The following is a 21,322-nucleotide window of genomic DNA, read 5'->3' as shown; positions in this document are numbered from 1 at the left end:
AATGGAACAGGGCCGACACGGCCGGCCCTCAGGTTCAGCGGTGAGGCTTCAGACCAGCTCGGCCCACAGGTCGTATTCGTCGGCATCGACGATGCGCACGCGTACCTTGTCACCTGGTTGCAGCTGGGGCGCGTCGATGAACACGCTACCGTCGATTTCCGGCGCATCCGCCCAGGAGCGCGCCACGGCGCCTTCCTCGTCCACTTCATCGACCAGCACTTCGATCTCGCGGCCAATCTTGGCTTGCAGGCGCTGTGCGCTGATGGCCTGCTGATGGGCCATGAAGCGCTCCCAACGGGCCTGCTTGATCTCGTCGGCTACCGGCTCCAGGCCCAGCTCGTTGGCCGGGGCACCGTCTACCGGGCTGTACTGGAAACAGCCGACACGATCCAGCTGCGCTTCGCTCAGCCAGTCGAGCAGGTACTGGAAGTCTTCCTCGGTTTCGCCGGGGAAGCCAACGATGAAGGTGGAGCGGATGGTCAACTCGGGGCAAATCTCTCGCCAGCGCTTGATACGCTGCAGAGTCTGATCCTCGAAGGCCGGGCGCTTCATAGCCTTGAGCACCTTGGGACTGGCGTGCTGGAAGGGGATGTCCAGGTAAGGAAGGATCTTCCCGGCGGCCATCAGCGGAATCAGGTCGTCGACATTCGGGTAGGGGTAGACATAGTGCAGGCGTACCCACACACCCATCTTGCCAAGGGCTTCGCAGAGTTCGAGCAGGCGGCTCTTGATCGGCTGGCCGTCCCAGAAGTCCATCTTGTACTTGAGGTCGACGCCATAGGCGCTGGTGTCCTGGCTGATCACCAGGATTTCCTTGACGCCGGCCTTGACCAGGCGTTCGGCTTCGGAGAGCACCTCGCCGACCGGGCGGCTGACCAGCTTGCCGCGCATCGAGGGGATGATGCAGAAGCTGCAGCTGTGGTTGCAGCCTTCGGAAATCTTCAGATAGGCATAGTGGCGCGGGGTCAGCTTGATGCCCTGCGGTGGAACCAGGTCGACAAACGGATCGTGGTCGATCTTCGGCGGTACCACTTCATGCACCGCCTGTACCACCTGCTCGTACTGCTGCGGGCCGGTAACCGCGAGTACGCTGGGATGCACATTGCGGATGGCGTCCTCGGCCACGCCCATGCAGCCGGTGACGATGACCTTGCCATTCTCGGCGATGGCCTCGCCGATGGTGTCCAGTGACTCGGCCTTGGCGCTGTCGATGAAGCCACAGGTGTTGACCACCACCACATCGGCGTCCTCGTAGGTGGGCACGATCTGGTAACCCTCCTGGCGCAGCTGGGTGAGGATGCGCTCGGAGTCGACCGTGGCCTTGGGGCAGCCAAGGGAAACAAAGCCGACTTTCGGCGAGGAGGTGCTGGTCATGGATACCTCTGGCGGACGTGGCAGGCGCCAACGGCGCCGCTGATCAAAAAACGCGCAATTCTAGCGGCGTCGGCCGCGCTTGGCCAGCGTCGTCTGCCGACGCGCTTCAGTGGCTGCGGCGGGTGGGGAGCATGCGGGTCAAGGTGTTGTCGCGCTGCAGGTAGTGATGCACCAGCGCGGCTAGGGCATGTCCGCCAATCAGCAGGTAGCCGAACTGGCCAAACAGCTCGTGGGCTTCCTTGATCTGCCCGGCCAGTTGTTGGTCGGGGGCGATCAGGGCGGGCAGTTGCAGGCCGTAGAAGGGGATCGGTTTGTCGGCGGCGCTGAGGATCATCCAGCCGGCTAGCGGCGCGCCGATCATCAGGCCATACAACGCCAGGTGCATCAGGTTGGCGACACGGGCCTGCCAGCGCGGCAGTGGTGGGACGATGGCCGGCGTCGGCGCAATCAGGCGCGCCGTCAGGCGCAGCCAGACCAGGGCAAAAATGCTCAGTCCCAGCATGAAGTGCCACTGTTTGAGCAATTCGCGGGGTTCGCTGCCCTTGGGAAAGTTGCCTTTCAATTCGATGCAGGCGTAGACGCCGATGAATAACAGTAGCATCAGCCAGTGCAGGGCAATGGACAGGTGACCGTAGCGTGCGGGGGTATTTTTCCAGCTCATGGGACAATCCTCGGGAGGGGTGTTCCCAGCTTAGTCGAGCTGGCTTAACTGAGGCTTAACGGATGCTCAGGCGCGCAGCGACTGGCGGGTCCGTTCAATCACTGCCTGCAGACGTTGCTGGTCGGCAAAGTGCTCGGGGTAGAGGCGCTCGCTGCGGCGGGCCACGCCCTGGGCGTCGAGCAGTGTGAAGCTGAAGCTGCCCTTGCGGCTTTGTGCGGCGATCAGGCACTGCATGGGGGCGAAGGCCTGGTGCAGGGTATGGATGGCACGTTGTGCTTGTTGTTGGATAGACATGCGGTATTCCTTTAAGAGTGCAAGGCGACTTGTGGTCGCGATTGTTCCGTCCGAACCGGCGAGGTGAGCCGGATAGTCCTTGTCGGAGCGGTGGGTGGCGGAAAAGTTCCCGGATGGAGCCTTTCCGGCGGGTCCCTGTGTGGCACGTCGGGCCTGGGCCTGTGTTGTGCGTGAGAGGAACGCTAGCAGCGCGATGCGTCAGTTGCGTGACAGGCTGGCCGCGACCAGGCAAGGTCCTGGCTGGCGGCTGCGGATTCGTCCAGCGCTGTGCAAGCAACTGGCTGGGCGAAGATCGCGCATCGGCGAAGTGAGATGAACCAGGCGGGCAGTGCACGCTTTTCAAGGTTCAATAAAAAACCAGGCCCTGACTGGGTTGCAGTCAGGGCCTGGCACTAAACTGGTTGCGGGAGCAGGATTTGAACCTACGACCTTCGGGTTATGAGCCCGACGAGCTACCAGACTGCTCCATCCCGCGGCGGCCATTCTATCGATTGCTTGTACTTTGTCAATCGATATTTGCGAATTGATAAATTGATTGAATCAAGAGCGCGAAAACGAAAAAGCCACTCCGAAGAGTGGCTTTCCGAGAAAACTGGTTGCGGGAGCAGGATTTGAACCTACGACCTTCGGGTTATGAGCCCGACGAGCTACCAGACTGCTCCATCCCGCGCCGGCCATTCTACGTACAAGCGGCGCTCTGTCAACCTATTCCTGTGGAAAAAGCTATTTTGTTCAGAGGCTTAGCTGCTGCCAGTGATACACTGAGCTTCCGCCAGGCCGCGCCATGCCTGGCCTGTGGCGTTTTGCCGGAGGCGCTGTGCGCAAGATCATTCACGTTGACTGCGACTGTTTTTACGCTGCCATCGAGATGCGCGACGATCCTGTCTTGCGTGGTCGGCCGCTGGCCGTAGGTGGTCCTGCGGAGCGTCGTGGGGTGATTGCTACCTGCAATTACGAGGCGCGCGCCTGGGGGGTGCGCTCGGCCATGTCCAGCGCGCAGGCACTCAAGCTGTGCCCGGACCTGCGGATCGTCAAGCCGCGTATGGACGTCTACAAGGCTGTGTCGCAGGAAATACACACCATCCTGCGTGATTACAGCGAACTGATCGAGCCGCTGTCGCTGGATGAGGCCTATCTGGACGTTAGTGACAGTCCGCATTGTGCCGGCAGTGCCACGCGCATGGCCGAGGAGATGCGTCAGCGCATTCGCAGCCAGTTGCAGATCACCGTGTCGGCGGGCGTGGCGCCGAACAAGTTCCTGGCCAAGATTGCCAGCGACTGGCGCAAGCCCGACGGACTGTTCGTGATTACTCCAGAGCAGGTGGCCGACTTTGTCGCGACCTTGCCGGTGGCCAAACTGCATGGCGTGGGCAAGGTCACCGCGGAGCGTATGGCGCGCCTTGGCTTGCAAACTTGTGCCGACCTGCAGGAGTGGTCGCGTTTGGATTTGCTGCGCGAGTTCGGGCGTTTTGGCGAGCGTCTCTACCAATTGGCGCGTGGCCGCGACGAGCGACCGGTGCAGGCGGACAGCGCGCGTCAGTCGGTGAGTGTCGAACATACCTTTGACAAGGATCTGCCCGACCTTAGCAGTTGCCTGGCGCAGCTGCCGGCACTGCTGGAAAGCTTGCAGCGACGCATGGCCCGGCTGGACAGCCGCTATCTGGCCGGCAAGCCGTTCGTCAAAGTGAAGTTTCACGACTTTACCCTGACTACTCTGGAGCAGGCCGGGGCCGGACACGATGCGCAGAGCTATGCGCTGCTCCTCAACGCGGCCTTTGCCCGGGGCAACAAGCCGGTGCGGCTGCTGGGCCTGGGTGTGCGCCTGGTTGACCGGAGCACACGTTTGCAGCAGCTGGAGCTGTTCTAGGCGGGTTGTGCTTTCAGGGGCGTTCGGGCCATAGGCGGATCGGCTTGCCGTTGGCCGGCCACAGGCGGATTTGCTCGATCGGCGAGATATCCCAGCGTTCGACTTGGCTCAGGGCTTCCAGAAAGCGCTGTTCCTGTTCCATCAATGCCGGCGCGCAGAGCTTGCGCGTGCTTCCGGGCTGCGCAAAACGCAGGTGCTGACCGTGCAGCTGGTAGCTGGCGAACCAGTGGTTGCAGCCTGCGGTGCCATAGGCGCGGCCATCGGCACCCAGGGTAATGGTCAGATGGCTGCGATCAATCAGTGGTCGCTCGCCGATCCATTCCACGCGCAGGGCGCGCTCTTCGGGCAGGCCATCGGGTTGACTGGCGCAACCGCCGAGCAGGGCGACGGCCAGTAGGCAGGCGAAATGACGGCTCATGCGTGGTTCTCCGTGTGGCAGGCAGGGCACAGGTGCTGTTGTTGCTGGCTGTGCCAGCCCAGTTCGGCCAGGCGTGCGTTGGCGGCGGTGGGGCGGACCGCTTCGCCAAGGCTGGCATCCACGGCAAATTCGAAATCGAGGACGCGCTGGCAGCTGTCGCAATGCACCTGCCAGTTGAGGATAGCCAACTCGCGGAAGGACGGCCCGCGGGTTACCGCCAGCCACTGTCCGGGCGGGTTGATCAGGTGGCGTACTTTTTCCACCTGCAGGCGCATGAACAGCTCACGACTGCCCTTGAGCGTGACCAACAGGGTATCGCCGGCCTGGATCGAGCCGCCGTTGCCGGTGACCTGGTAGTGCCCAGGGGACAGGGCACGGCACTCGGTCAGGGTGTGCTGGGGAGAAAGCAGGCTGTAGCGAAAATCGTGTTCGGCCATGGCGCAGGTGGGTCCGGGCGGCGGGAAAGACACAGATGCTAGTGGCCTGTCCGCGCCCTGCCAAGCGACAAATAGGCTTTCAGGCCTGCACCTGGTTGCGCGGCTGGCCGGCCTGCCAGTGGCGGATGTTGTCCAGCGTGGTACGGGCAATGGCTGCCAAGGCTTCGTGGGTGAGAAAAGCCTGGTGTGCCGTGATGATCACGTTGGGGAACGTCAGCAGGCGTGCCAGCACGTCGTCCTGCAGTGGCAGATCGGAGCGGTCGGCGAAGAACAGCTGGGCTTCCTCCTCGTAGACATCCAGGCCCAGATAGCCGAGTTGGCCACTTTTCAGGGCGCCGATCAGGGCCGGGGTATCGATCAGCGCGCCGCGTCCGGTGTTGATCAGCATGGCGCCGCGCTTCATGCGCGCCAGGCGTGCAGCGTCGACCAGGTGATGGCTGTGCGTGTTGAGCGGGCAGTGCAGGCTGATAATGTCGCTGTCGGCAAATAGCTCATCAAGTGCCACATAGCGCCCGCCCAGCACGGTGAAGGCTGGGTCGGGCTGGGGGTCGAAAGCCAGCAGCTGGCAGCCGAAGCCCTGCATCAAACGGGCAAATACCAGACCGATCTGTCCGCAGCCGACGATGCCCACAGTCTTGCCGGCGATGTCGAAGCCAATCAGCCCATGCAGGCTGAAGTCGCCCTCGCGGGTGCGGTTGTAGGCGCGGTGGACATGCCGGTTGAGTGCCAGGATCAGGGCCAGGGCATGCTCGGCCACGGCGTGTGGCGAATAGGCCGGCACGCGCACCACGCAGAGCCCCAGGCGCTGCGCTGCGGCCAGGTCGACATGGTTGTAGCCTGCCGAGCGCAGGGCGATCAGTCGTGTGCCCCCGGCGTGCAGCTGGGTAAGCACCGTGGCGTCGAGCTGGTCGTTGATGAATGGGCAGACCACCTCGTAGCCTTGGGCCAGGGCCGCGGTGCTGGCATCCAGGCGGCTGCTGTGAAAGTGCAGTTGCAGTCCACTGTCCGCTTCGGCGGCGGTAAAGCTGGCCTGGTCGTAAGCCTGGCTGCTGAACAGAATGACGCGCATGGTGGTTGCCTCATGCAGGGTGTGGTGAGCTCAGTTGGCCGGCGTTGTCCAGCAGGGCCGCAATGGCCTGGTCGAGGGTATCCAGGGCGGCGCCGCTTTCCGGGGCATTCTGCTTGAGCAGGGTTTCGCAGTGCTGGCAGGCTTGGCGTAACTGCGGCACGCCACAATAGCGGGTTGCGCCGTGCAGGCGATGCACGCGCTCCAGCAGCAGCTCGCGGGCATTGTCCTCACGCGCCTGGCGGATCGCTGTGCGATCGTCGGCCAGGCCGCCGAGCAGCATGTCGAGCATGTCAGCGGCCAGCATGGTCTTGCCGGCGGCCAGGAGCAGGCCTTCCTCGGCATCGAACAGGGGCAACGCGCTGAGGTCCGGCAGTGGCTGGTCGGTGGGTACCACGCTGTGCGTAAGGTGTTGGCTGCTCCACTTGAGCAGGGTCTGGCTAAGTTGTCGGGTACTGATGGGTTTGCTCAGGTAATCGTCCATGCCGCTTTGCAGCAGCTGACGCTTTTCATCATGCAGGGCGTGCGCGGTCAGCGCGACGATGGGGGTCGTGCTGCGTCCGCTGTGCTGTTCCTGCTGGCGAATCAGTTGCGTGGCCTGCCGACCATCCATGCCGGGCATCTGCACGTCCATGAAGATCAGGTCGAAGTGTTGCTGGGCGCAGGCGTCCACGGCCTGCTGGCCGCCCTCTACCGCGCAGACGCGTACGCCGAGATCTTCCAGCAGGGTTTTCACCAGGCGCAGGTTGGCTGGATTGTCATCGACACACAGTACATCGAGGGTGATGCCGGGTAGCAGCGGGCCGTGCTGGGGGCCCGGGGTATGTCCGGTAAGCAGCGCGGTCAGGGTTTTCTGTAATTTGCTGGTGCACAGTGGTTTGCCCAGCACCGGCAGTTGCTCATCCACCTGCTGCTGGTAGCTGGCCTGTTCGTTGGTAGGGCACAGGACCAGTGTCTGGCAGTTGAGCTGGCGCAGTTGCTGGACATGCCGGGCCAACTGGTTGGCCGGCAGTTCGGCCAGGCGGGCGGCGATGACGGCGCAGGCGATGGGCTCGGCGCTGCTGGCGGCGCGGCCGACCTGTTCGAGCAGGTCCGCCAGGCTGCTGGCCAGCTGTACCTGCAGGCCACAATCTTCCAGTTGGTGTTGCAGCGCCTGGGCGGCCAATGGATGGGCTTCCAGCATGATGCTGCGGCGTCCAGCCAGTTGTCCGGCAAGGTCTTCGGCGTCGGCACGGGCCAGCGGCAGGCTGAGGCTGATCCAGAACTCCGCACCTTGGCCAGGAACACTTTCCAGGCCAATTTCACCGCCCATCAGCTCGATCAGTTGCTTGGAAATGGCCAGGCCCAGACCGCTGCCGCCAGCCTGGCGAGTCAGCGAGTTGTCGGCCTGGCTGAAGGCGCGGAACAACTGCTGTTGGTCCTGTTCAGTCACCCCGATACCGCTGTCCTGCACGCTGATGCGCAATTGCGCACGGTCGTCATGCAGGTCTTCGAGCATGGCGCGAACCACGATGTCACCGTGCTCGGTGAACTTGATGGCATTGCTGATCAGGTTGCTGAGTACCTGGCGCAGGCGCAGCGAGTCGCCGAGCAAGTGCAGCGGAGTGTCGCGGTAGACCAGGCAGATCAGTTCCAGATGCTTGGCATGCGCGTTGGGGGCAAATACGGTGAGACAGTCCTGGATCAGATCGCGCAGGTTGAACGGGCTGTTATCGAGGATCAGCCGTCCGGCTTCGATCTTCGAGATGTCGAGGATGCCGTTGATGATCGCTAGCAGGTTGTTGGTCGACTCCTCGATGGTATCCAGGTAGTCGCGCTGTCGTGCCGTCAGGCTGCTCTTTTGCAGGAGCTGGGTGAAGCCGAGCATGGCGTTGAGCGGAGTGCGTATCTCATGGCTCATGTTGGCGAGGAATTCGGATTTGATGCGACTGGTTTCCAGGGCTTCCTTGCGCGCCAGGTCCAGTTCGATGTTCTGGATCTCGATGGTTTCCAGATTCTGCCGGACGTCCTCGGTGGCCTGCTCGATGCTGTTGTACAGCTCTTCCTGGGCGTCCTGCAGGCTTTCCGCCATACGGTTGATGCCGCTGGCCAAGGCATCCAGGTCATGGCTGCCCAGGTGGGGCAGGCGGGTATCCAGATGGCCCTCGCTAAGGCGTGCCACGCCTTGCTGGATATGTTGCAGCGGCTGCTCGATGGCGCGGCCCAGGCGCAAGGCCAGCAGGGTGCCGCCGAGCAGGGCGGCGAGGCTGAACAGCAAGGCACCGAGCAGATGGCGATAGCCAAGCAGCAGGGCGTGCTCCTGGGACAGTTCCAGTTCCAGCCAGCCCAGCAACTGCTCCTCACCCCGTGTCGGAGTAGTGCTCAGGTGCTGATCGAGGATCGGTAGTAACAGACGCCAGGCTTCGCCGTTACCGGTGGCAACCCTGTGCCAGCCCTGGGTCGGCGCCTGGCTGGGCAGCAGGCGTGGGCCAGCTTGCAGCAAGGGTATGCGCTGCGGGTCGCTGAGGCGCAAGGCGCGGACATCGTCCTGTTGCAAGGCCTGCTGGATGATTTCCTGCAGGCGTGGCAAATCCTGGCGCTGCAGGGGGCGCGCAGTGTCGCGGGCGATCTGCTCGGCGAGCAGGTTGCCGCGTTGCTGCAGTTGCGCATGCAGCTGCTGGAAGTGCAGCCAGGAGAAATATCCCCCCAGCAGCAATGCCAGCAGACAACTGGGCAGCAGGGTCAGCATGACTACCCGGCCCTTGATGCCAAGATCCTTGAACACGTTAGCTACTCCCTGAGGTCTGGGTGCAGTTTAGCCAGTCCGTGCATAGGAATCTGCAGCGGTTTTTGGCATAGTAAATAATTTGAAAGTATTTGCATTTAGGTTTGCATATGAATCTGTCTCCTACTGCGCGCATTCTGGCGGTTGAGGATGACCCGCTGTTGGCTGGTCCGTTGTGTGATGACCTGCGTCGTCGGGGATTTACCGTCGAGCATTGCGCGGACACCCAGAGTGCGCGCCAGCGTCTTGCCGCACAGCCGTTCGACCTGCTGCTGCTGGATATCCTGCTGCCGGGGCAGGACGGCCTGGCATTCCTTGCCAGCCTGCGGCAGAGCAGTGCGGTGCCGGTGATCATGATGTCGGCGCTGGGCGCTGAGCAGCAGCGTATTGCTGGCTTCAGCCAGGGCGCCGACGACTACCTGGCCAAGCCATTCAGCCTCGAGGAAATGGCCGTGCGCATTGCCGCGGTGTTGCGGCGGGTCGCCTACGAGCGCCAGACCCGGCAAGTACGCAGCGAGTACGCCGGCCTGTGTCTCGACGAACAGCGTGGCGATGTGCGCTACCAGGGGCAGTGGGCGGGTTTGACGGCCAGTGAGTACCGTGTGCTGGAGGTGTTGCTGGCACATGCCGACGAGGTCCTGAGCAAGGCCTTCCTCTACCAACAGGTCTTGCAGCGCAGCTATTCGCAGCATGACCGCAGCCTGGACATGCATGTCAGTCATGTGCGTCGCAAGCTGGCACGCCTTGACTACCCCGTCGAGCGCTTGCAAACGGTATGGGGACGCGGCTACCTGTTCAGCAGCCAGGTGCATTGAGGTGCTTCCCGGTCGACATTCATTGTTCTGGCGACTGGCCCTGCTACTGGCCAGCTTCTGTCTGCTGGTGGTGTGGCTGAGCTGGATCTGGGGTGGGCGCCTGGCGCAGCAGTCCTTTCACCTAAGCGAGGAGGCACAGGCGCAGCTGCGCCAGTACGCCGTTGAGGCCGAACAGGCCTGGCAACAGTCTGGCCCGGCCGGTGTGGATGCCTGGCTGGCTCGGCTGGCCGAGCGGGAGGCCGGCTGGGCCAGTGTGCTGGGCGCGAATCTACAGCCATTGGGCAGCCAGGCGTTGAGCCCACTGCAGTACCAGCAGCTGACCTTCCTGCGTGGCGTCGACTGGCCGATGAGTCCGCGTCAACGCGGCTTGCCCTATCTCAGCCTGCCCTTTGCCGAGCAGCCTGAGCAGGGAAGGTTGGTCATGCAGTTGCCGCTACGCTTTTTGCCCGAAGGGTTCAACCCCTGGTTGCAGTGGCTGATCCATGGCTTGTTACCCCTGTTGCTCAGCCTGCTGCTGTGCGTGGCGCTGTATCGTCTGCTGCTGGCGCCGCTGCGCCAGTTGCAGGCCCAGGCCAATGCCCTGCGCGGTGACCGTCTGGATTGGCGGGGAACGCGGGCGTTGAGTCGTCGCCAGGACGAGCTGGGCGAGTTGGCGCGCGCCTTCGATCATATGACGGCACGCCTGCAGGGCAGCCTGAACTTCCAGCGCCAGTTGCTGCGTGATCTGTCTCACGAGCTGCGTACGCCGCTCAGCCGCCTGCGTGTGGCCGGCGAGGCTGCCGGCGAGCTGGATGCGTTGCGCCAGCGGCTGGAACGCGAAGTACAGGGCATGCAGCAGTTGGTGGATGCCACCCTGGAGCTGGTCTGGCTGGACAGCGAGCGCCCGCAGTTGCCGCTGCAGACCGTGTCGCTCCGTGAGTTGTGGCAAGTGCTGGTCGAGGATGCCTGTTTTGAAAGTGGTTGGCAGGCCGCACGCCTGCCTTGTCGGTTGCCCGAGGGCTGCCAGGTGCTGGGGCATCTCAACAGCCTGGCCCAGGCGCTGGAGAACATCCTGCGCAACGCCATCCGCCATTCCCCGGATAACGGGCAGGTTACCCTGAGTGGTGAGCGGCAGGCTGACGACTGGCTGCTGTGTATCGAGGATCAGGGCGGTGGCGTGGCGGTGGATGCCCTGGAAAGCATCTTCCGACCTTTCACCCGGCTCCAGGCCGAGCGCCCGGGAGGCGAGGGCTATGGCCTGGGCCTGGCGATTGCCCGACGCAATATCGAGTTGCAGGGTGGTGCGCTGTGGGCGGAAAACGGCTGCGCGGGCCTGCGCCTGATGCTGCGCCTGCCGGCGGCCGACTAGCACTGAATTGGCGGGCAGTCATATGGCCGGCTCACGTTTGCCGCTATCATGTGCGCCTTTCTCCGCCGGATTGCGAAGCTGTCATGACCCTGCATTTCCCCACCATTGCCGACTGCATCGGCAATACGCCGCTGGTGCGCCTGCAGCGCCTCGGTGGCCATCCGAGCAATACCCTGCTGGTCAAGCTGGAGGGCAACAACCCGGCCGGTTCGGTCAAGGATCGTCCGGCCCTGTCGATGATCAGCCGTGCCGAACTGCGTGGCGACATTCGCCCCGGTGACACGCTGATCGAGGCTACGTCCGGCAATACCGGGATCGCCCTGGCCATGGCAGCGGCGATCAAGGGCTATCGGATGATTCTGATCATGCCCAGCAACTCCACCGCCGAGCGCAAGGCGGCGATGAGCGCCTACGGGGCCGAGCTGATTCTGGTCGATGGCATGGAAACCGCGCGTGACCTGGCGTTGGCCATGCAGGCCGAGGGTAAGGGCAAGGTGCTCGACCAGTTCGCCAATGGCGACAATCCCGAGGCGCACTACCTGACCACCGGCCCGGAAATCTGGCGGCAGAGCCACGGCGAAATCACCCATTTCATCAGTTCGATGGGCACCACCGGAACCATCATGGGCGTTTCGCGCTTCCTCAAGGAGCAGAATCCGGCGGTACAGATCATCGGCCTGCAACCGCAGGAAGGCGCGGCCATTCCCGGTATCCGTCGTTGGCCGGAGGCTTATCTGCCGAGCATCTTCGAGGCCAGCCGGGTCGACCGGGTCATCGACATGGGCCAGGCGGAAGCCGAGCAGGTCATGCGTCGTCTGGCACGCGAGGAAGGCATCTTCTGTGGCGTCTCTTCGGGCGGTGCGGTGGCAGCCATGTTGCGTCTGGCCCAGGAAGTGCGCGATGCGGTAATGGTCGCGATCATTTGCGACCGGGGTGATCGTTACCTGTCCAGTGGCATTTATGACGCGCCTTGACGTAGCGGCGGGTGCCGCGGGGAGCCTGCATGGCCAAGCGTAGTTCCGGGCTGCGCCTGCAACCGGCGGGTGGCTCGCGGGGCAGCAGCCTGCCGGTGGGCAAGAAGCAGATACTCAGCATTGAACGACTGGCCCATGATGGCCGGGGCATTGCCCATGCCGAGGGACGCACCTGGTTCGTCAGTGGCGCGCTGCCCGGCGAGCAGGTACAGGCGCGCGTGCTGGCGGCACGCAGTCAGCAGGTGGAAGCACGCGTGGAGCAAGTGCTGCAGGCCAGCGACCTGCGCCGCCCGGCACCCTGTGCGTTGGCCGGGCAGTGTGGTGGTTGCACCCTGCAACATCTGCCGCATGCCCAACAGGTAGCCCTCAAGCAACGCACCCTGGCCGAGCAGTTGCAGCGCCAGGCGGGCCTGCAGCCTGAACAGTGGGCGGCACCGCTGGTCGGCGAGGAATTCGCCTACCGTCGGCGCGCGCGCCTGGCCGTGCGCTGGGACCCGGCGCAGCGTCACCTGGCCGTGGGCTTCCGGGCTGCGGCCAGTCAGGCGATTGTCGATGTCGAACAGTGCCCGGTGCTGGTGCCGGCCCTGCAACGCCTGCTGGATGGCCTGCCGGCGTTGCTGCGTAGCCTGGACAAGCCGCGCGCGCTGGGACATGTCGAGCTGTTTCATGGCAGTCAGACGGCCCTGTTGCTGCGCCATACGGCAGCGCTCAGCGAAGCCGACCTGCAGCGTTTGCGCCAGTTTTGTGCAGCGCAGCAGGCGCAGCTGTGGCTGCACGGCGAGGGGCAGCCCGTGGCCGACCAACCGGCACCGCTCGGCTACCGGGTGCAGCCGGGTGATCTAGAGTTGCGTTATCAGCCCGGTGATTTCGTGCAGGTCAATGCGCCACTCAACCAGGCAATGATCGAACAGGCGCTGGACTGGCTGGCGCCCCAGCCTGATGAGCGGGTACTGGATCTGTTCTGTGGCCTGGGCAACTTCGCTTTGCCGCTGGCCCGCCGGGCGGCGAGTGTCGTGGCGGTTGAAGGGGTGGCCAGCATGGTCGAGCGGGCGCGACAAAATGCCTGTGACAACCAACTGAACAACCTGGCGTTTTACCAGTCTGATCTGGCCGCTAAGCTGGCCAGCCAGCCCTGGGCGGCGCACGGTTTTGCCGCCGTGCTGCTCGACCCACCGCGCGATGGCGCGTTGGCCTGTGTGCAGCACATGGCGGCCCTGCGGGCGCAGCGCGTGCTGTATGTATCGTGCAATCCGGCCACCTTGGCACGCGATGCGCAAGTATTGGCCGGGCAGGGCTATCGACTGCAGCGTGCCGGGATGATCGACATGTTTCCGCAGACCGCGCATGTCGAAGCCATGGCCCTGTTTGTCAGACAGCCCTAGCGCACGTCACACCCTATTGGTTTTTGGCAGAAGCCTGCCTGCTGTAGAGAAGGAACACCCATGGTACAGGTCAGGGCACAGCAGCCGGTCAATCAGGACGGCAGCATCAATCTGGAGGCATGGCTCGACTACGTGCAGAGCCTCGATCCGGCACTGCAGCGCGAGGGCTTGCGCCAGGCCTGCGAGTTTGCCCGTGACACCGAGGCGGCGGCCCGGGCGGCGCAGAATATCTGGAAGGATGGTGTGTCCAGTTACCGCACCGGGTTGCAGATCGCCGAGATTCTCGCCGACCTCAAGCTCGATCAGGACAGCCTGGTGGCGGCGATCATCTACCGTGCGGTGCGCGAGGGCAAAACCAGCCTGGTCGAGGTGGAGAAACGCTTCGGTGCGGTGGTCAGCAAGCTGATCGATGGCGTGCAGCGCATGGCGGCGATCAGTGCCAGCCTCAATCCGCGCCAGTCGCTGGTGCTGGGCACCCAGACGCAGGTCGATAACCTGCGCAAGATGCTGGTGGCCATGGTCGATGACGTGCGCGTGGCGCTGATCAAGCTGGCCGAACGTACCTGTGCCATCCGCGAGGTCAAGGACGCCGACGAGGACAAGCGTTACCGCGTGGCCCGCGAAGTGTTCGACATTTACGCGCCGCTGGCGCACCGGCTGGGCATCGGGCATATCAAGTGGGAGCTGGAAGACCTCTCGTTCCGCTACCTGGAGCCGCAGCAGTACAAGCAGATCGCCGCGCTGCTGCATGAGCGCCGTCTCGACCGCGAGCAATACATCAACGATGTCATGAGCCAGTTGCGTGGCGAGCTGGACAGTGCCGGTATCCAGGCCGACATCAGTGGGCGGGCCAAGCACATTTATTCGATCTGGCGGAAGATGCAGAAGAAGGGCCTGCAGTTCAGTCAGATCTACGACGTGCGTGCGGTGCGCGTGCTGGTTCCGGAGGTGCGTGATTGCTACACCACCCTGGGTATCGTGCACAGCCTGTGGCGGCATATTCCCAAGGAGTTCGATGACTACATCGCCAACCCCAAGGAAAACGGCTACCGCTCCCTGCATACCGCGGTAATCGGTCCGGAAGGCAAGGTGCTGGAAGTCCAGATTCGGACCCACGCGATGCACGAGGAAGCCGAGCTGGGGGTCTGCGCGCATTGGCGCTACAAGGGCACCGATGTCAAATCTGGCTCCGATCATTACGAAGAAAAGATCGCCTGGCTGCGCCAGGTGCTCGAGTGGCACGAGGAGCTGGGCGACATCGGCGGCCTGGCCGAGCAGTTGCGCGTGGATATTGAACCCGACCGGGTCTATGTGTTCACCCCTGACGGGCATGCCATTGACCTGCCCAAGGGCGCGACACCGCTGGACTTCGCCTATCGGGTACACACGCAGATTGGCCACAACTGCCGGGGTGCCAAGGTCAACGGGCGCATCGTGCCGCTCAACTACAGCCTGCAGACCGGCGAGCAGGTGGAGATCATCACCAGCAAGAACGGCGCACCGAGCCGTGACTGGTTGAACGCCAACCTCGGCTATGTCACCACCAGCCGGGCACGGGCGAAAATTGTCCACTGGTTCAAGCTGCAGGCGCGCGACCAGAACATCATTGCCGGCAAGGCCCTGCTGGAGCGCGAGATCGCGCGTCTCGACCTGCCGCCGGTGGACATGGAGAAGCTCGCCGAGAAGTGCAACCTGAAGACCAGCGAGGACCTGTTCGCCGCGCTGGGCGCCACCGACTTGCGCCTGGCGCAGGTGATGAACCATGCCCAGCAACTGGCCGAGCCCGAGCGGGGCAGCCCGCAGCTGGAGCTGATTCCGCGGCGTCCCAGCGTGCCCAGCCGGCATGCCAAGCGCGACGAGGTGCAGATCCAGGGTGTCGGCAACCTGCTCACGCAGATGGCCGGTTGTTGCCAGCCGCTGCCGGGGGACGCCATCGTCGGCTACATTACCGTTGGTCGTGGGGTGACCATCCATCGCCAGGACTGCCCGACCGCTTTGCAGCAGGCGGCCCGCGAGCCAGAGCGAATGATCCAGGTCAGCTGGGGGCCGGTGCCGGTGCAGACCTATCCGGTCGATGTAGTGATCCGTGCCTTCGACCGTTCAGGGCTGCTGCGCGATGTGTCCCAGGTACTGCTCAACGAGCGCATCAACGTGCTGGCGGTGAACACCCGCAGCAACAAGGAAGACAATACCGCATCCATGCTGCTGACCATCGAGATCCCCGATCTCGACGCCCTGGGCCGTTTGCTCGGGCGCATCAGCCAGCTGCCCAACATCATCGAGGCGCGGCGCAATCGCAGTAGCTGATGCGCCCGCCGCTGCATCGAGGAATTGTCATGTACCAGCTGGATGACCTGTTGCACCTCATGGCCCGCCTGCGTGATCCGCAGCATGGCTGCCCATGGGATCTGCAGCAGGACTTCGCGAGCATCGTCCCGCATACCCTGGAAGAAGCCTATGAGGTGGCCGATGCCATCGAACAGGGTGATTTTGCCCACCTGCCCGGTGAGTTGGGTGACCTGCTGTTCCAGGTGGTCTATTACAGCCAGCTGGGCCGCGAGCAGGCGTTGTTCGACTTTGCCCAGGTCGTGCATGGCATTACCGCCAAGCTGATTCGCCGGCATCCGCATGTCTTCCCGGATGGCGATTTGTATGGCTCGCCGGATGTGCCGCGCCTCGGCGAAGCGGCCATCAAGAAGCGCTGGGAGCAGATCAAGGCCGAGGAGCGCGCCGAGCGGGCGGCTGAACCGCAGCAGTTGTCGTTGCTCGATGATGTGCCGCAGGCCTTGCCGGCGCTGAACCGTGCCGGCAAGCTGCAGAAGCGCGCGGCCCAGGTCGGCTTCGACTGGCCCGATGCGCTGCCGGTGGTGGACAAGGTGCGTGAAGAGCTCGACGAAGTGCTCGAAGCCATGGCCAGTGGTGACGCGGCTGCACAGGGCGAGGAACTCGGCGACCTGCTGTTTGCCGTGTGCAACCTGGCGCGGCATCTCAAGGTTGACCCGGAGCAGGCGCTACGGGCGGCCAATCACAAGTTCGAACGGCGTTTCCGTCATATCGAACAGGCGCTGCGTGACGCCCAGCAAGATTTTGCGGCATGCAGCCTGGAACAACTGGATGCCCTGTGGGGCGAAGCCAAACAGCGCGAGAAGCAGTCGGCCGGCTGCTGAACAGATAAGCGAGTACCCATGAGTCTTTCCCTACGCGATCAGCTGCTCAAGGCAGGCCTGGTCAATGAAAAGCAGGCCAAGCAGGCCGGCAAACAGAAGCAAAAGGAACAGCGTCTGGCCCACAAGGGCCAGGCGGAACTGGATGACAGCGCCCGTCGGGCCGCGTTGGCGGCCCAGGCGGAAAAGGCCGCGCGCGACCAGGAGCTCAATCGCCAGCAGCAGGAGAAGGCCGAGCAGAAGGCCCGCGCCGCACAGATCAAGCAGTTGATCGAGCGTTCACGTCTGCCCAAGCTGAACAGCGATGACTACTACAACTTCGTCGATGACAAGAAGGTCAAGCGCCTGGCGGTCAATGCGCTGATGCGCGACAAGCTCAGCCGTGGCTCGCTGGCCATCGTGCGGCATGCCGGTGGCTACGAGGTGATTCCGCGTGAAGCGGCGCTGCGTATCCAGGAACGCGATCCGTCGCGCATCGTGCTGTTGAATGTCCAGGTGGACAAACCGGATGACGATGATCCCTACGCGGCCTACCAGATTCCCGACGACCTGATGTGGTAGGGGCGTGCTGGCAGGTGGTTGTTCAACCGCCTGCTAGTCCAGAACGGTGCTCAGTCTCGTGCGGCTGGCCTGGCGCTGGGCCAGGTAATCACGCAGTGCGGCCTGTTCGCTGGCGCTGAGCAGCAGGCCGAGCTTGCTGCGCCGCCAGAGGATGTCCTCGGCCTGCTGGGCCCATTCCTCGTCGCACAGGTAATCCACCTCGCGTTGGTACAGGCCGGCGCCAAAGTGCCGGCCCAGTGCCTGGCTGTCGTGGATGCCCTGCAGCAGGCGCCAGACCCGCACGCCATAGCTGTCGGTCCAGCGTTGGGCGAGGCTGGCCGGCAGCCAGACAAAACGTCGACGTAACTGCTCGACCAGTGTTGCGTGACCCGGCCATTGCTCGCCGCCCGGTAGCGCGGCGTTGGCCGTCCATGCCGGCCCCATGTGCGGCAGGCTGGGTGCCAGCAGCTGCAGGGCCGCCTCGGCAAGGCGCCGGTAGGTGGTCAGCTTGCCGCCAAACACGCTGAGCAAGGGTGCTTCGCCAGGATTCCCGGCCAGTGCCAGGGTGTAGTCGCGGCTCACTGCCGAAGGACTGGCGCTGTGGTCGTCGTACAGCGGGCGCACCCCGGAGAAACTGTGCACGATCTGCGCGCGGCTGACCGGCTGGCGAAAGTGCCGGTTGAGTACGGCCAGCAGGTAGTCGATCTCTACGTCGCTGATGCGTACCTGTGCAGGGTCGCCCTGGTACTCACGATCCGTGGTGCCAACCAGGCTGAAATGTTCCTGGAAAGGCAGTACGAAGACGACACGCCCGTCCTCGTTCTGCAGGATGTAGGCGTGCTCGCTCGGGTACAGGCGCGGCAGCACGATATGGCTGCCCTGCACCAGACGCAGCGCGCGGCCATCCGGTTGCTTGAACAGTTGCAGCAGCTGCGCCGCCCAGGGGCCGGCGGCATTCACCAGTGTGCGCGCGCGCAACGACAGGCGACTGCCATCGCGCCGCTCCAGTTGCAGGTGCCACAGGCCTTTGCTGCGCCGCGCGCCGATGCAGCGGGTGCGGCAGTGCACGTGGGCACCGCGTTCCCGCGCGGCCTGGGCATTGGCCACCACCAGGCGTGCGTCATCGACCCAGCAGTCGGCATACTCGAAGGCCTGGCGAATATCCGCCTGCAGTGGACTGTCTGCGGCCAGACGCAGGTAACGCGAAGCCGCCAGGTGCTGGCGCGGGCCGAGGTGATCGTAGAGGAACAGGCCGGCGCGGATCAGCCAGGCAGGCCTCAGGTGGGCACGGTGCGGCAGGATAAAACGCAGCGGGCGGACCAGGTGGGGGGCCTTGCCCAGCAACACCTCGCGCTCGCCCAGCGCTTCACGGACCAGGCGGAACTGGTAGTGCTCCAGGTAGCGCAAGCCGCCATGGATCAGCTTGCTGCTGGCCGAGGAGGTGTGTGCGGCCAGGTCATCCTGCTCGCAGAGCAACACGCTGAGGCCGCGTCCTGCCGCATCGGCGGCAATGCCGACACCATTGATGCCGCCGCCGATCACGGCCAGATCATAGACTTCGCCAAGCGGGGGATGGACTGGCTGCATGCACGACTCCCGGGCAGGCGTGTCGTACGCCCGCTATCTTGCGTTAAGGTAAGCACATTCTGTGTCAGTTCAGGGACGCGCCACGTTTTCCTGACTGGTTTATCCCGCCTACAGGTCGCTGCCGTGACGCCCGCTATCGATGTGCTGAAAAAAGCTGCTGTCGCCCACCAGGTGCTCAGCTACAAACATGACCCGAAGAGTGCTTCCTACGGCCTGGAAGCGGCCGATAAGCTGGGACTTGACCCTGCCCAGGTGTTCAAGACCCTGCTGGCGAGCAGTGAGCGCGACGAACTGCTGGTGGCTGTGGTGCCGGTGGCCGGCAGCCTGGACCTCAAGGCGCTGGCCCTGGCCGCTGGCGTCAAGCGCGTGGAGATGGCCGATCCGCAAGCCGCGCAGCGGGCTACCGGCTACCTGTTGGGGGGGATCAGTCCGCTGGGGCAGAAGAAGCGCCTGCGTACCTTCATTGACCAGAGTGCGCGCCAGTATGCGCAGATCCATGTCAGCGCCGGGCGACGTGGCCTGGAAGTCGCGCTGACAGCCGACAGCCTGGCGGCACTGACCCAGGCGGTATTTGCCGATATCGGCCGCTGAACGGAGTTCGCCCATGCGTCTGCCTCCCCCCCTCTTGATGGTACTGGTCGGCCTGTTGATGGCGCTGCTGGCAGCGTTTTCGCCGAGCTTGGCCTGGCCGTTGACCCTGCGTGTCGCGTTGGGCGTGCTGTTGGCGTTACTTGGCCTGGCTCTGGCACTGGCGGGGCTGCTGCATTTTCGCCGCGCGCGTACCACCTTCGATCCGCTGCACCCGGAGCGCGCCTCGCGCCTGGTCAGCTGGGGCATCTACCGGTTTACGCGCAACCCCATGTACCTGGGCATGCTCTGCCTGTTGTTTGGCTGGGCGCTGTACCTGGCAGCGCCTCTGGCCTGGCCAGGGCCGCTGGTATTTGTCTGGCTGATGAACCGCTGGCAGATCGCTGCCGAGGAGCGTGCCCTGCAGCAGCTGTTCGGCGAGGATTTTCTGCGCTACCAGGCCCGCGTGCGGCGCTGGCTGTAACCCCATCGTCGAGGAACGCACATGTCCCAGTATCTATTGGCTATCGATCAGGGTACGACGAGCAGCCGGGCCATCCTGTTCAGCGCCCAGGGGTTGCCTGTGGCCAGTGCGCAGCAGGAGTTCAAACAGTATTTTCCCTGCGATGGCTGGGTCGAGCATGACGGCGAGGAGCTCTGGCTGAGCACCCTCAAGGTCTGTCGCCAGGCGTTGGCCGACAGTGGACTGTGCGCCAGCCAGGTGGCAGCCATCGGTATCACCAATCAGCGCGAAACGACCCTGGTGTGGGATGCGCAGACAGGGGTGCCGATCCACCCGGCGATCGTCTGGCAGGACCGGCGTACCGCCGACTATTGCGCGCAGCTCAAGGCCGACGGACACGAGGCCTGGGTCAGTGAGCGTACCGGCTTGCTGATCGATCCTTATTTCTCCGCGAGCAAACTGCGCTGGCTGCTCGATCAGGTGCCCGGTGCCCGCCAGCGTGCGGCGCGTGGCGAGTTGCGCTTCGGTACCGTGGACAGCTTCCTGTTGTGGCGCCTGACCGGTGGCCAGGTTCACCGTACCGATGCCAGTAATGCTTCGCGCACCCTGTTGTTCAACATCCATAGCCAGCAATGGGATGAGCAACTGCTCGAATTGTTCGACATCCCGCGCAGCCTGTTGCCGGAGGTCTGCGATTGCGCCAGTCACTTCGGGGTCAGTGAAGCTCACTGGCTGGGTGCGGCCATACCGGTCATGGGTATGGCTGGCGACCAGCAGGCCGCGCTGATCGGTCAGGCCTGCTTCCAGCCTGGCATGGTCAAAAGCACCTATGGCACCGGCTGCTTCATGGTGCAGAACACCGGGACGCAGGCCGTGCGCTCGCACAACCGCCTGCTGACCACGGTGGCCTACCGTCTGAATGGCCAGGTCACCTACGCGGTGGAGGGCAGCATCTTTGTTGCCGGTGCGGCGCTGCAGTGGCTGCGTGATGGCATCAAGCTGATCAGCCATGCCCGTGACAGCGAGGCGTTGGCCGAACAGACCGGCGATGCCTGCGGGGTCTATCTGGTACCGGCCTTTACCGGCCTGGGCGCCCCATACTGGGACCCGCGGGCGCGGGGAGCGATCTTCGGCCTGACCCGCGACACCGGCATCAAGGAAATCGTCACTGCCGGTTTGCAGTCGGTGTGCTACCAGACCCGCGACCTGCTTGAAGCCATGCAGCAGGACGGCGCCAGTGCTCCCCAGGCGCTGCGTGTGGACGGCGGCATGGTGGAAAACAACTGGCTGATGCAGTTCCTTGCCGACCTGTTGGGTGTGTCGGTGGAGCGCCCCGAGGTGACCGAGACCACGGCCCTTGGCGTGGCCTACCTGGCGGGCCTGCAGCTCGGCTGGTATCCCAGCTTGCAGGCGATTGCCAGCCACTGGCACGTGCAGCGACGTTTTCAGCCACGTATGCAGGAGGCGCATCGTCAGCGTCTGTATGCCGGTTGGCTGGATGCCGTGCAGCGCGTGCGCAGCGAGGGCTGAACCTGTGCTGCCTGGGCAAGGGCAGGCGGCCGGCTATACTGCGCCTGATCCGTTGCACGCGTGCTACGGCA

At 64.1% G+C, this 21,322-nt stretch carries 19 protein-coding genes and 2 tRNA genes; 11 read left to right on the top strand and 10 right to left on the bottom strand.

Translation table 11 applies throughout. The features are described from left to right. Positions 1–48: 48 nt before the first annotated feature. From rimO to CW360_RS04495, 5 genes are all read right to left on the bottom strand, one after another. On the bottom strand, positions 49–1,374 hold the full coding sequence (gene rimO / locus CW360_RS04515) for a 30S ribosomal protein S12 methylthiotransferase RimO (RefSeq protein ID WP_093985015.1): 1,326 nt from the start codon (positions 1,372–1,374) through the stop codon (positions 49–51). Between the two features lie 106 nt (positions 1,375–1,480). Further along, positions 1,481–2,035 carry a cytochrome b gene (locus CW360_RS04510; protein WP_101192881.1) on the bottom strand — a complete coding sequence of 185 codons (555 nt, stop codon included), beginning with the start codon at positions 2,033–2,035 and terminating at the stop codon, positions 1,481–1,483. A gap of 66 nt (positions 2,036–2,101) precedes the next feature. After that, positions 2,102–2,329, bottom strand: a complete 228-nt coding sequence (locus CW360_RS04505) for a hypothetical protein (RefSeq protein WP_093985013.1) — start codon at positions 2,327–2,329, stop codon at positions 2,102–2,104. A 398-nt stretch (positions 2,330–2,727) separates the two neighbouring features. Continuing rightward, positions 2,728–2,804 (bottom strand) — tRNA-Met (locus CW360_RS04500). Positions 2,805–2,922: 118 nt separating this feature from the next. Continuing rightward, a tRNA-Met gene (locus tag CW360_RS04495) sits at positions 2,923–2,999 on the bottom strand. A 114-nt stretch (positions 3,000–3,113) separates the two neighbouring features. Here CW360_RS04495 and dinB point away from each other — a divergent pair. Next, complete coding sequence (gene dinB, locus CW360_RS04490; protein ID WP_101192880.1) at positions 3,114–4,196, top strand: DNA polymerase IV; 1,083 nt, start codon at positions 3,114–3,116, stop codon at positions 4,194–4,196. A 13-nt stretch (positions 4,197–4,209) separates the two neighbouring features. On the opposite strand, the gene CW360_RS04485 is transcribed toward dinB, so the two are convergent. From CW360_RS04485 to CW360_RS04470, 4 genes are all read right to left on the bottom strand, one after another. Beyond that, positions 4,210–4,614: an META domain-containing protein gene (locus tag CW360_RS04485; protein ID WP_101192879.1), complete on the bottom strand. Its 405-nt coding sequence runs from the start codon at positions 4,612–4,614 to the stop codon at positions 4,210–4,212. Then, positions 4,611–5,051, bottom strand: a complete 441-nt coding sequence (locus CW360_RS04480; protein ID WP_101192878.1) for a hypothetical protein — start codon at positions 5,049–5,051, stop codon at positions 4,611–4,613. Before CW360_RS04480 ends, CW360_RS04485 begins: the two co-directional genes overlap by 4 nt. Positions 5,052–5,130: 79 nt before the next feature. Then, positions 5,131–6,120 (bottom strand): 2-hydroxyacid dehydrogenase, encoded by a 990-nt coding sequence (locus CW360_RS04475; RefSeq protein ID WP_101192877.1) that lies wholly within the window; start codon positions 6,118–6,120, stop codon positions 5,131–5,133. 10 nt (positions 6,121–6,130) lie between these two features. Continuing rightward, on the bottom strand, positions 6,131–8,881 hold the full coding sequence (locus CW360_RS04470) for a response regulator (RefSeq protein WP_101192876.1): 2,751 nt from the start codon (positions 8,879–8,881) through the stop codon (positions 6,131–6,133). 110 nt (positions 8,882–8,991) lie between these two features. Between CW360_RS04470 and CW360_RS04465 the strand changes: the two genes are divergently transcribed. From CW360_RS04465 to CW360_RS04435, 7 genes are all read left to right on the top strand, one after another. After that, positions 8,992–9,696 carry a response regulator transcription factor gene (locus tag CW360_RS04465; protein WP_101192875.1) on the top strand — a complete coding sequence of 235 codons (705 nt, stop codon included), beginning with the start codon at positions 8,992–8,994 and terminating at the stop codon, positions 9,694–9,696. Beyond that, a complete protein-coding gene (locus CW360_RS04460; protein WP_281255603.1) occupies positions 9,692–11,044 on the top strand; it encodes a HAMP domain-containing sensor histidine kinase in 1,353 nt (450 codons plus the stop codon). The genes CW360_RS04465 and CW360_RS04460 overlap by 5 nt, the downstream gene beginning before the upstream one ends. An 83-nt stretch (positions 11,045–11,127) precedes the next feature. After that, entirely contained in the window at positions 11,128–12,018 is an 891-nt protein-coding gene (cysM, locus tag CW360_RS04455) for a cysteine synthase CysM (RefSeq protein WP_093985005.1), read from the top strand. Between the two features lie 29 nt (positions 12,019–12,047). After that, the gene (gene rlmD, locus CW360_RS04450) at positions 12,048–13,400 is read left to right on the top strand and encodes a 23S rRNA (uracil(1939)-C(5))-methyltransferase RlmD (protein ID WP_101192873.1); all 1,353 of its coding nucleotides are present in this window, start codon (positions 12,048–12,050) and stop codon (positions 13,398–13,400) included. A 60-nt stretch (positions 13,401–13,460) separates the two neighbouring features. Then, positions 13,461–15,707 carry a GTP diphosphokinase gene (gene relA / locus CW360_RS04445; protein WP_093985003.1) on the top strand — a complete coding sequence of 749 codons (2,247 nt, stop codon included), beginning with the start codon at positions 13,461–13,463 and terminating at the stop codon, positions 15,705–15,707. A 29-nt stretch (positions 15,708–15,736) separates the two neighbouring features. Then, complete coding sequence (mazG, locus tag CW360_RS04440) at positions 15,737–16,567, top strand: nucleoside triphosphate pyrophosphohydrolase (protein ID WP_101192872.1); 831 nt, start codon at positions 15,737–15,739, stop codon at positions 16,565–16,567. 18 nt (positions 16,568–16,585) lie between these two features. Next, positions 16,586–17,125, top strand: coding sequence for a DUF2058 domain-containing protein (locus CW360_RS04435; RefSeq protein WP_101192871.1), 540 nt, complete (start codon positions 16,586–16,588; stop codon positions 17,123–17,125). 33 nt (positions 17,126–17,158) lie between these two features. Here CW360_RS04435 and glpD read toward each other — a convergent pair whose 3' ends face one another. Continuing rightward, positions 17,159–18,691, bottom strand: a complete 1,533-nt coding sequence (gene glpD / locus CW360_RS04430) for a glycerol-3-phosphate dehydrogenase (protein ID WP_101192870.1) — start codon at positions 18,689–18,691, stop codon at positions 17,159–17,161. 123 nt (positions 18,692–18,814) lie between these two features. On the opposite strand from glpD, the gene ybaK reads away from it, so the two are divergent. The 3 genes from ybaK to glpK are packed head-to-tail and all read left to right on the top strand — an operon-like array spanning position 18,815 to position 21,251. After that, positions 18,815–19,282, top strand: a complete 468-nt coding sequence (gene ybaK / locus CW360_RS04425; protein WP_101192869.1) for a Cys-tRNA(Pro) deacylase — start codon at positions 18,815–18,817, stop codon at positions 19,280–19,282. Between the two features lie 13 nt (positions 19,283–19,295). After that, positions 19,296–19,742, top strand: coding sequence for a methyltransferase family protein (locus tag CW360_RS04420; RefSeq protein ID WP_101192868.1), 447 nt, complete (start codon positions 19,296–19,298; stop codon positions 19,740–19,742). Between the two features lie 21 nt (positions 19,743–19,763). Further along, positions 19,764–21,251, top strand: a complete 1,488-nt coding sequence (glpK, locus tag CW360_RS04415) for a glycerol kinase GlpK (RefSeq protein ID WP_093984997.1) — start codon at positions 19,764–19,766, stop codon at positions 21,249–21,251. Positions 21,252–21,322 lie beyond the last annotated feature (71 nt).

The sequence above is a fragment of the Pseudomonas fluvialis genome, assembly GCF_002835605.1.
Taxonomy (GTDB): domain Bacteria; phylum Pseudomonadota; class Gammaproteobacteria; order Pseudomonadales; family Pseudomonadaceae; genus Aquipseudomonas; species Aquipseudomonas fluvialis.
Note: the sequence above shows the minus strand (reverse complement) of the source record. Positions and strands in the feature narration are given on the sequence as shown.

Excerpts from the sequence above, each read along its gene's own strand:
- CW360_RS04510 (WP_101192881.1), bottom strand. The coding sequence starts at position 2,035 with ATGAGCTGGAAAAATACCCCCGCACGCTACGGTCACCTGTCCATTGCC.
- cysM (WP_093985005.1), top strand. The coding sequence starts at position 11,128 with ATGACCCTGCATTTCCCCACCATTGCCGACTGCATCGGCAATACGCCG.
- mazG (WP_101192872.1), top strand. The coding sequence starts at position 15,737 with ATGTACCAGCTGGATGACCTGTTGCACCTCATGGCCCGCCTGCGTGAT.
- CW360_RS04465 (WP_101192875.1), top strand. The coding sequence starts at position 8,992 with ATGAATCTGTCTCCTACTGCGCGCATTCTGGCGGTTGAGGATGACCCG.
- CW360_RS04435 (WP_101192871.1), top strand. The coding sequence starts at position 16,586 with ATGAGTCTTTCCCTACGCGATCAGCTGCTCAAGGCAGGCCTGGTCAAT.
- glpD (WP_101192870.1), bottom strand. The coding sequence starts at position 18,691 with ATGCAGCCAGTCCATCCCCCGCTTGGCGAAGTCTATGATCTGGCCGTG.
- rimO (WP_093985015.1), bottom strand. The coding sequence starts at position 1,374 with ATGACCAGCACCTCCTCGCCGAAAGTCGGCTTTGTTTCCCTTGGCTGC.
- CW360_RS04420 (WP_101192868.1), top strand. The coding sequence starts at position 19,296 with ATGCGTCTGCCTCCCCCCCTCTTGATGGTACTGGTCGGCCTGTTGATG.
- CW360_RS04475 (WP_101192877.1), bottom strand. The coding sequence starts at position 6,120 with ATGCGCGTCATTCTGTTCAGCAGCCAGGCTTACGACCAGGCCAGCTTT.
- dinB (WP_101192880.1), top strand. The coding sequence starts at position 3,114 with ATGCCTGGCCTGTGGCGTTTTGCCGGAGGCGCTGTGCGCAAGATCATT.
- rlmD (WP_101192873.1), top strand. The coding sequence starts at position 12,048 with ATGGCCAAGCGTAGTTCCGGGCTGCGCCTGCAACCGGCGGGTGGCTCG.
- relA (WP_093985003.1), top strand. The coding sequence starts at position 13,461 with ATGGTACAGGTCAGGGCACAGCAGCCGGTCAATCAGGACGGCAGCATC.
- CW360_RS04485 (WP_101192879.1), bottom strand. The coding sequence starts at position 4,614 with ATGAGCCGTCATTTCGCCTGCCTACTGGCCGTCGCCCTGCTCGGCGGT.
- glpK (WP_093984997.1), top strand. The coding sequence starts at position 19,764 with ATGTCCCAGTATCTATTGGCTATCGATCAGGGTACGACGAGCAGCCGG.
- CW360_RS04505 (WP_093985013.1), bottom strand. The coding sequence starts at position 2,329 with ATGTCTATCCAACAACAAGCACAACGTGCCATCCATACCCTGCACCAG.
- CW360_RS04480 (WP_101192878.1), bottom strand. The coding sequence starts at position 5,051 with ATGGCCGAACACGATTTTCGCTACAGCCTGCTTTCTCCCCAGCACACC.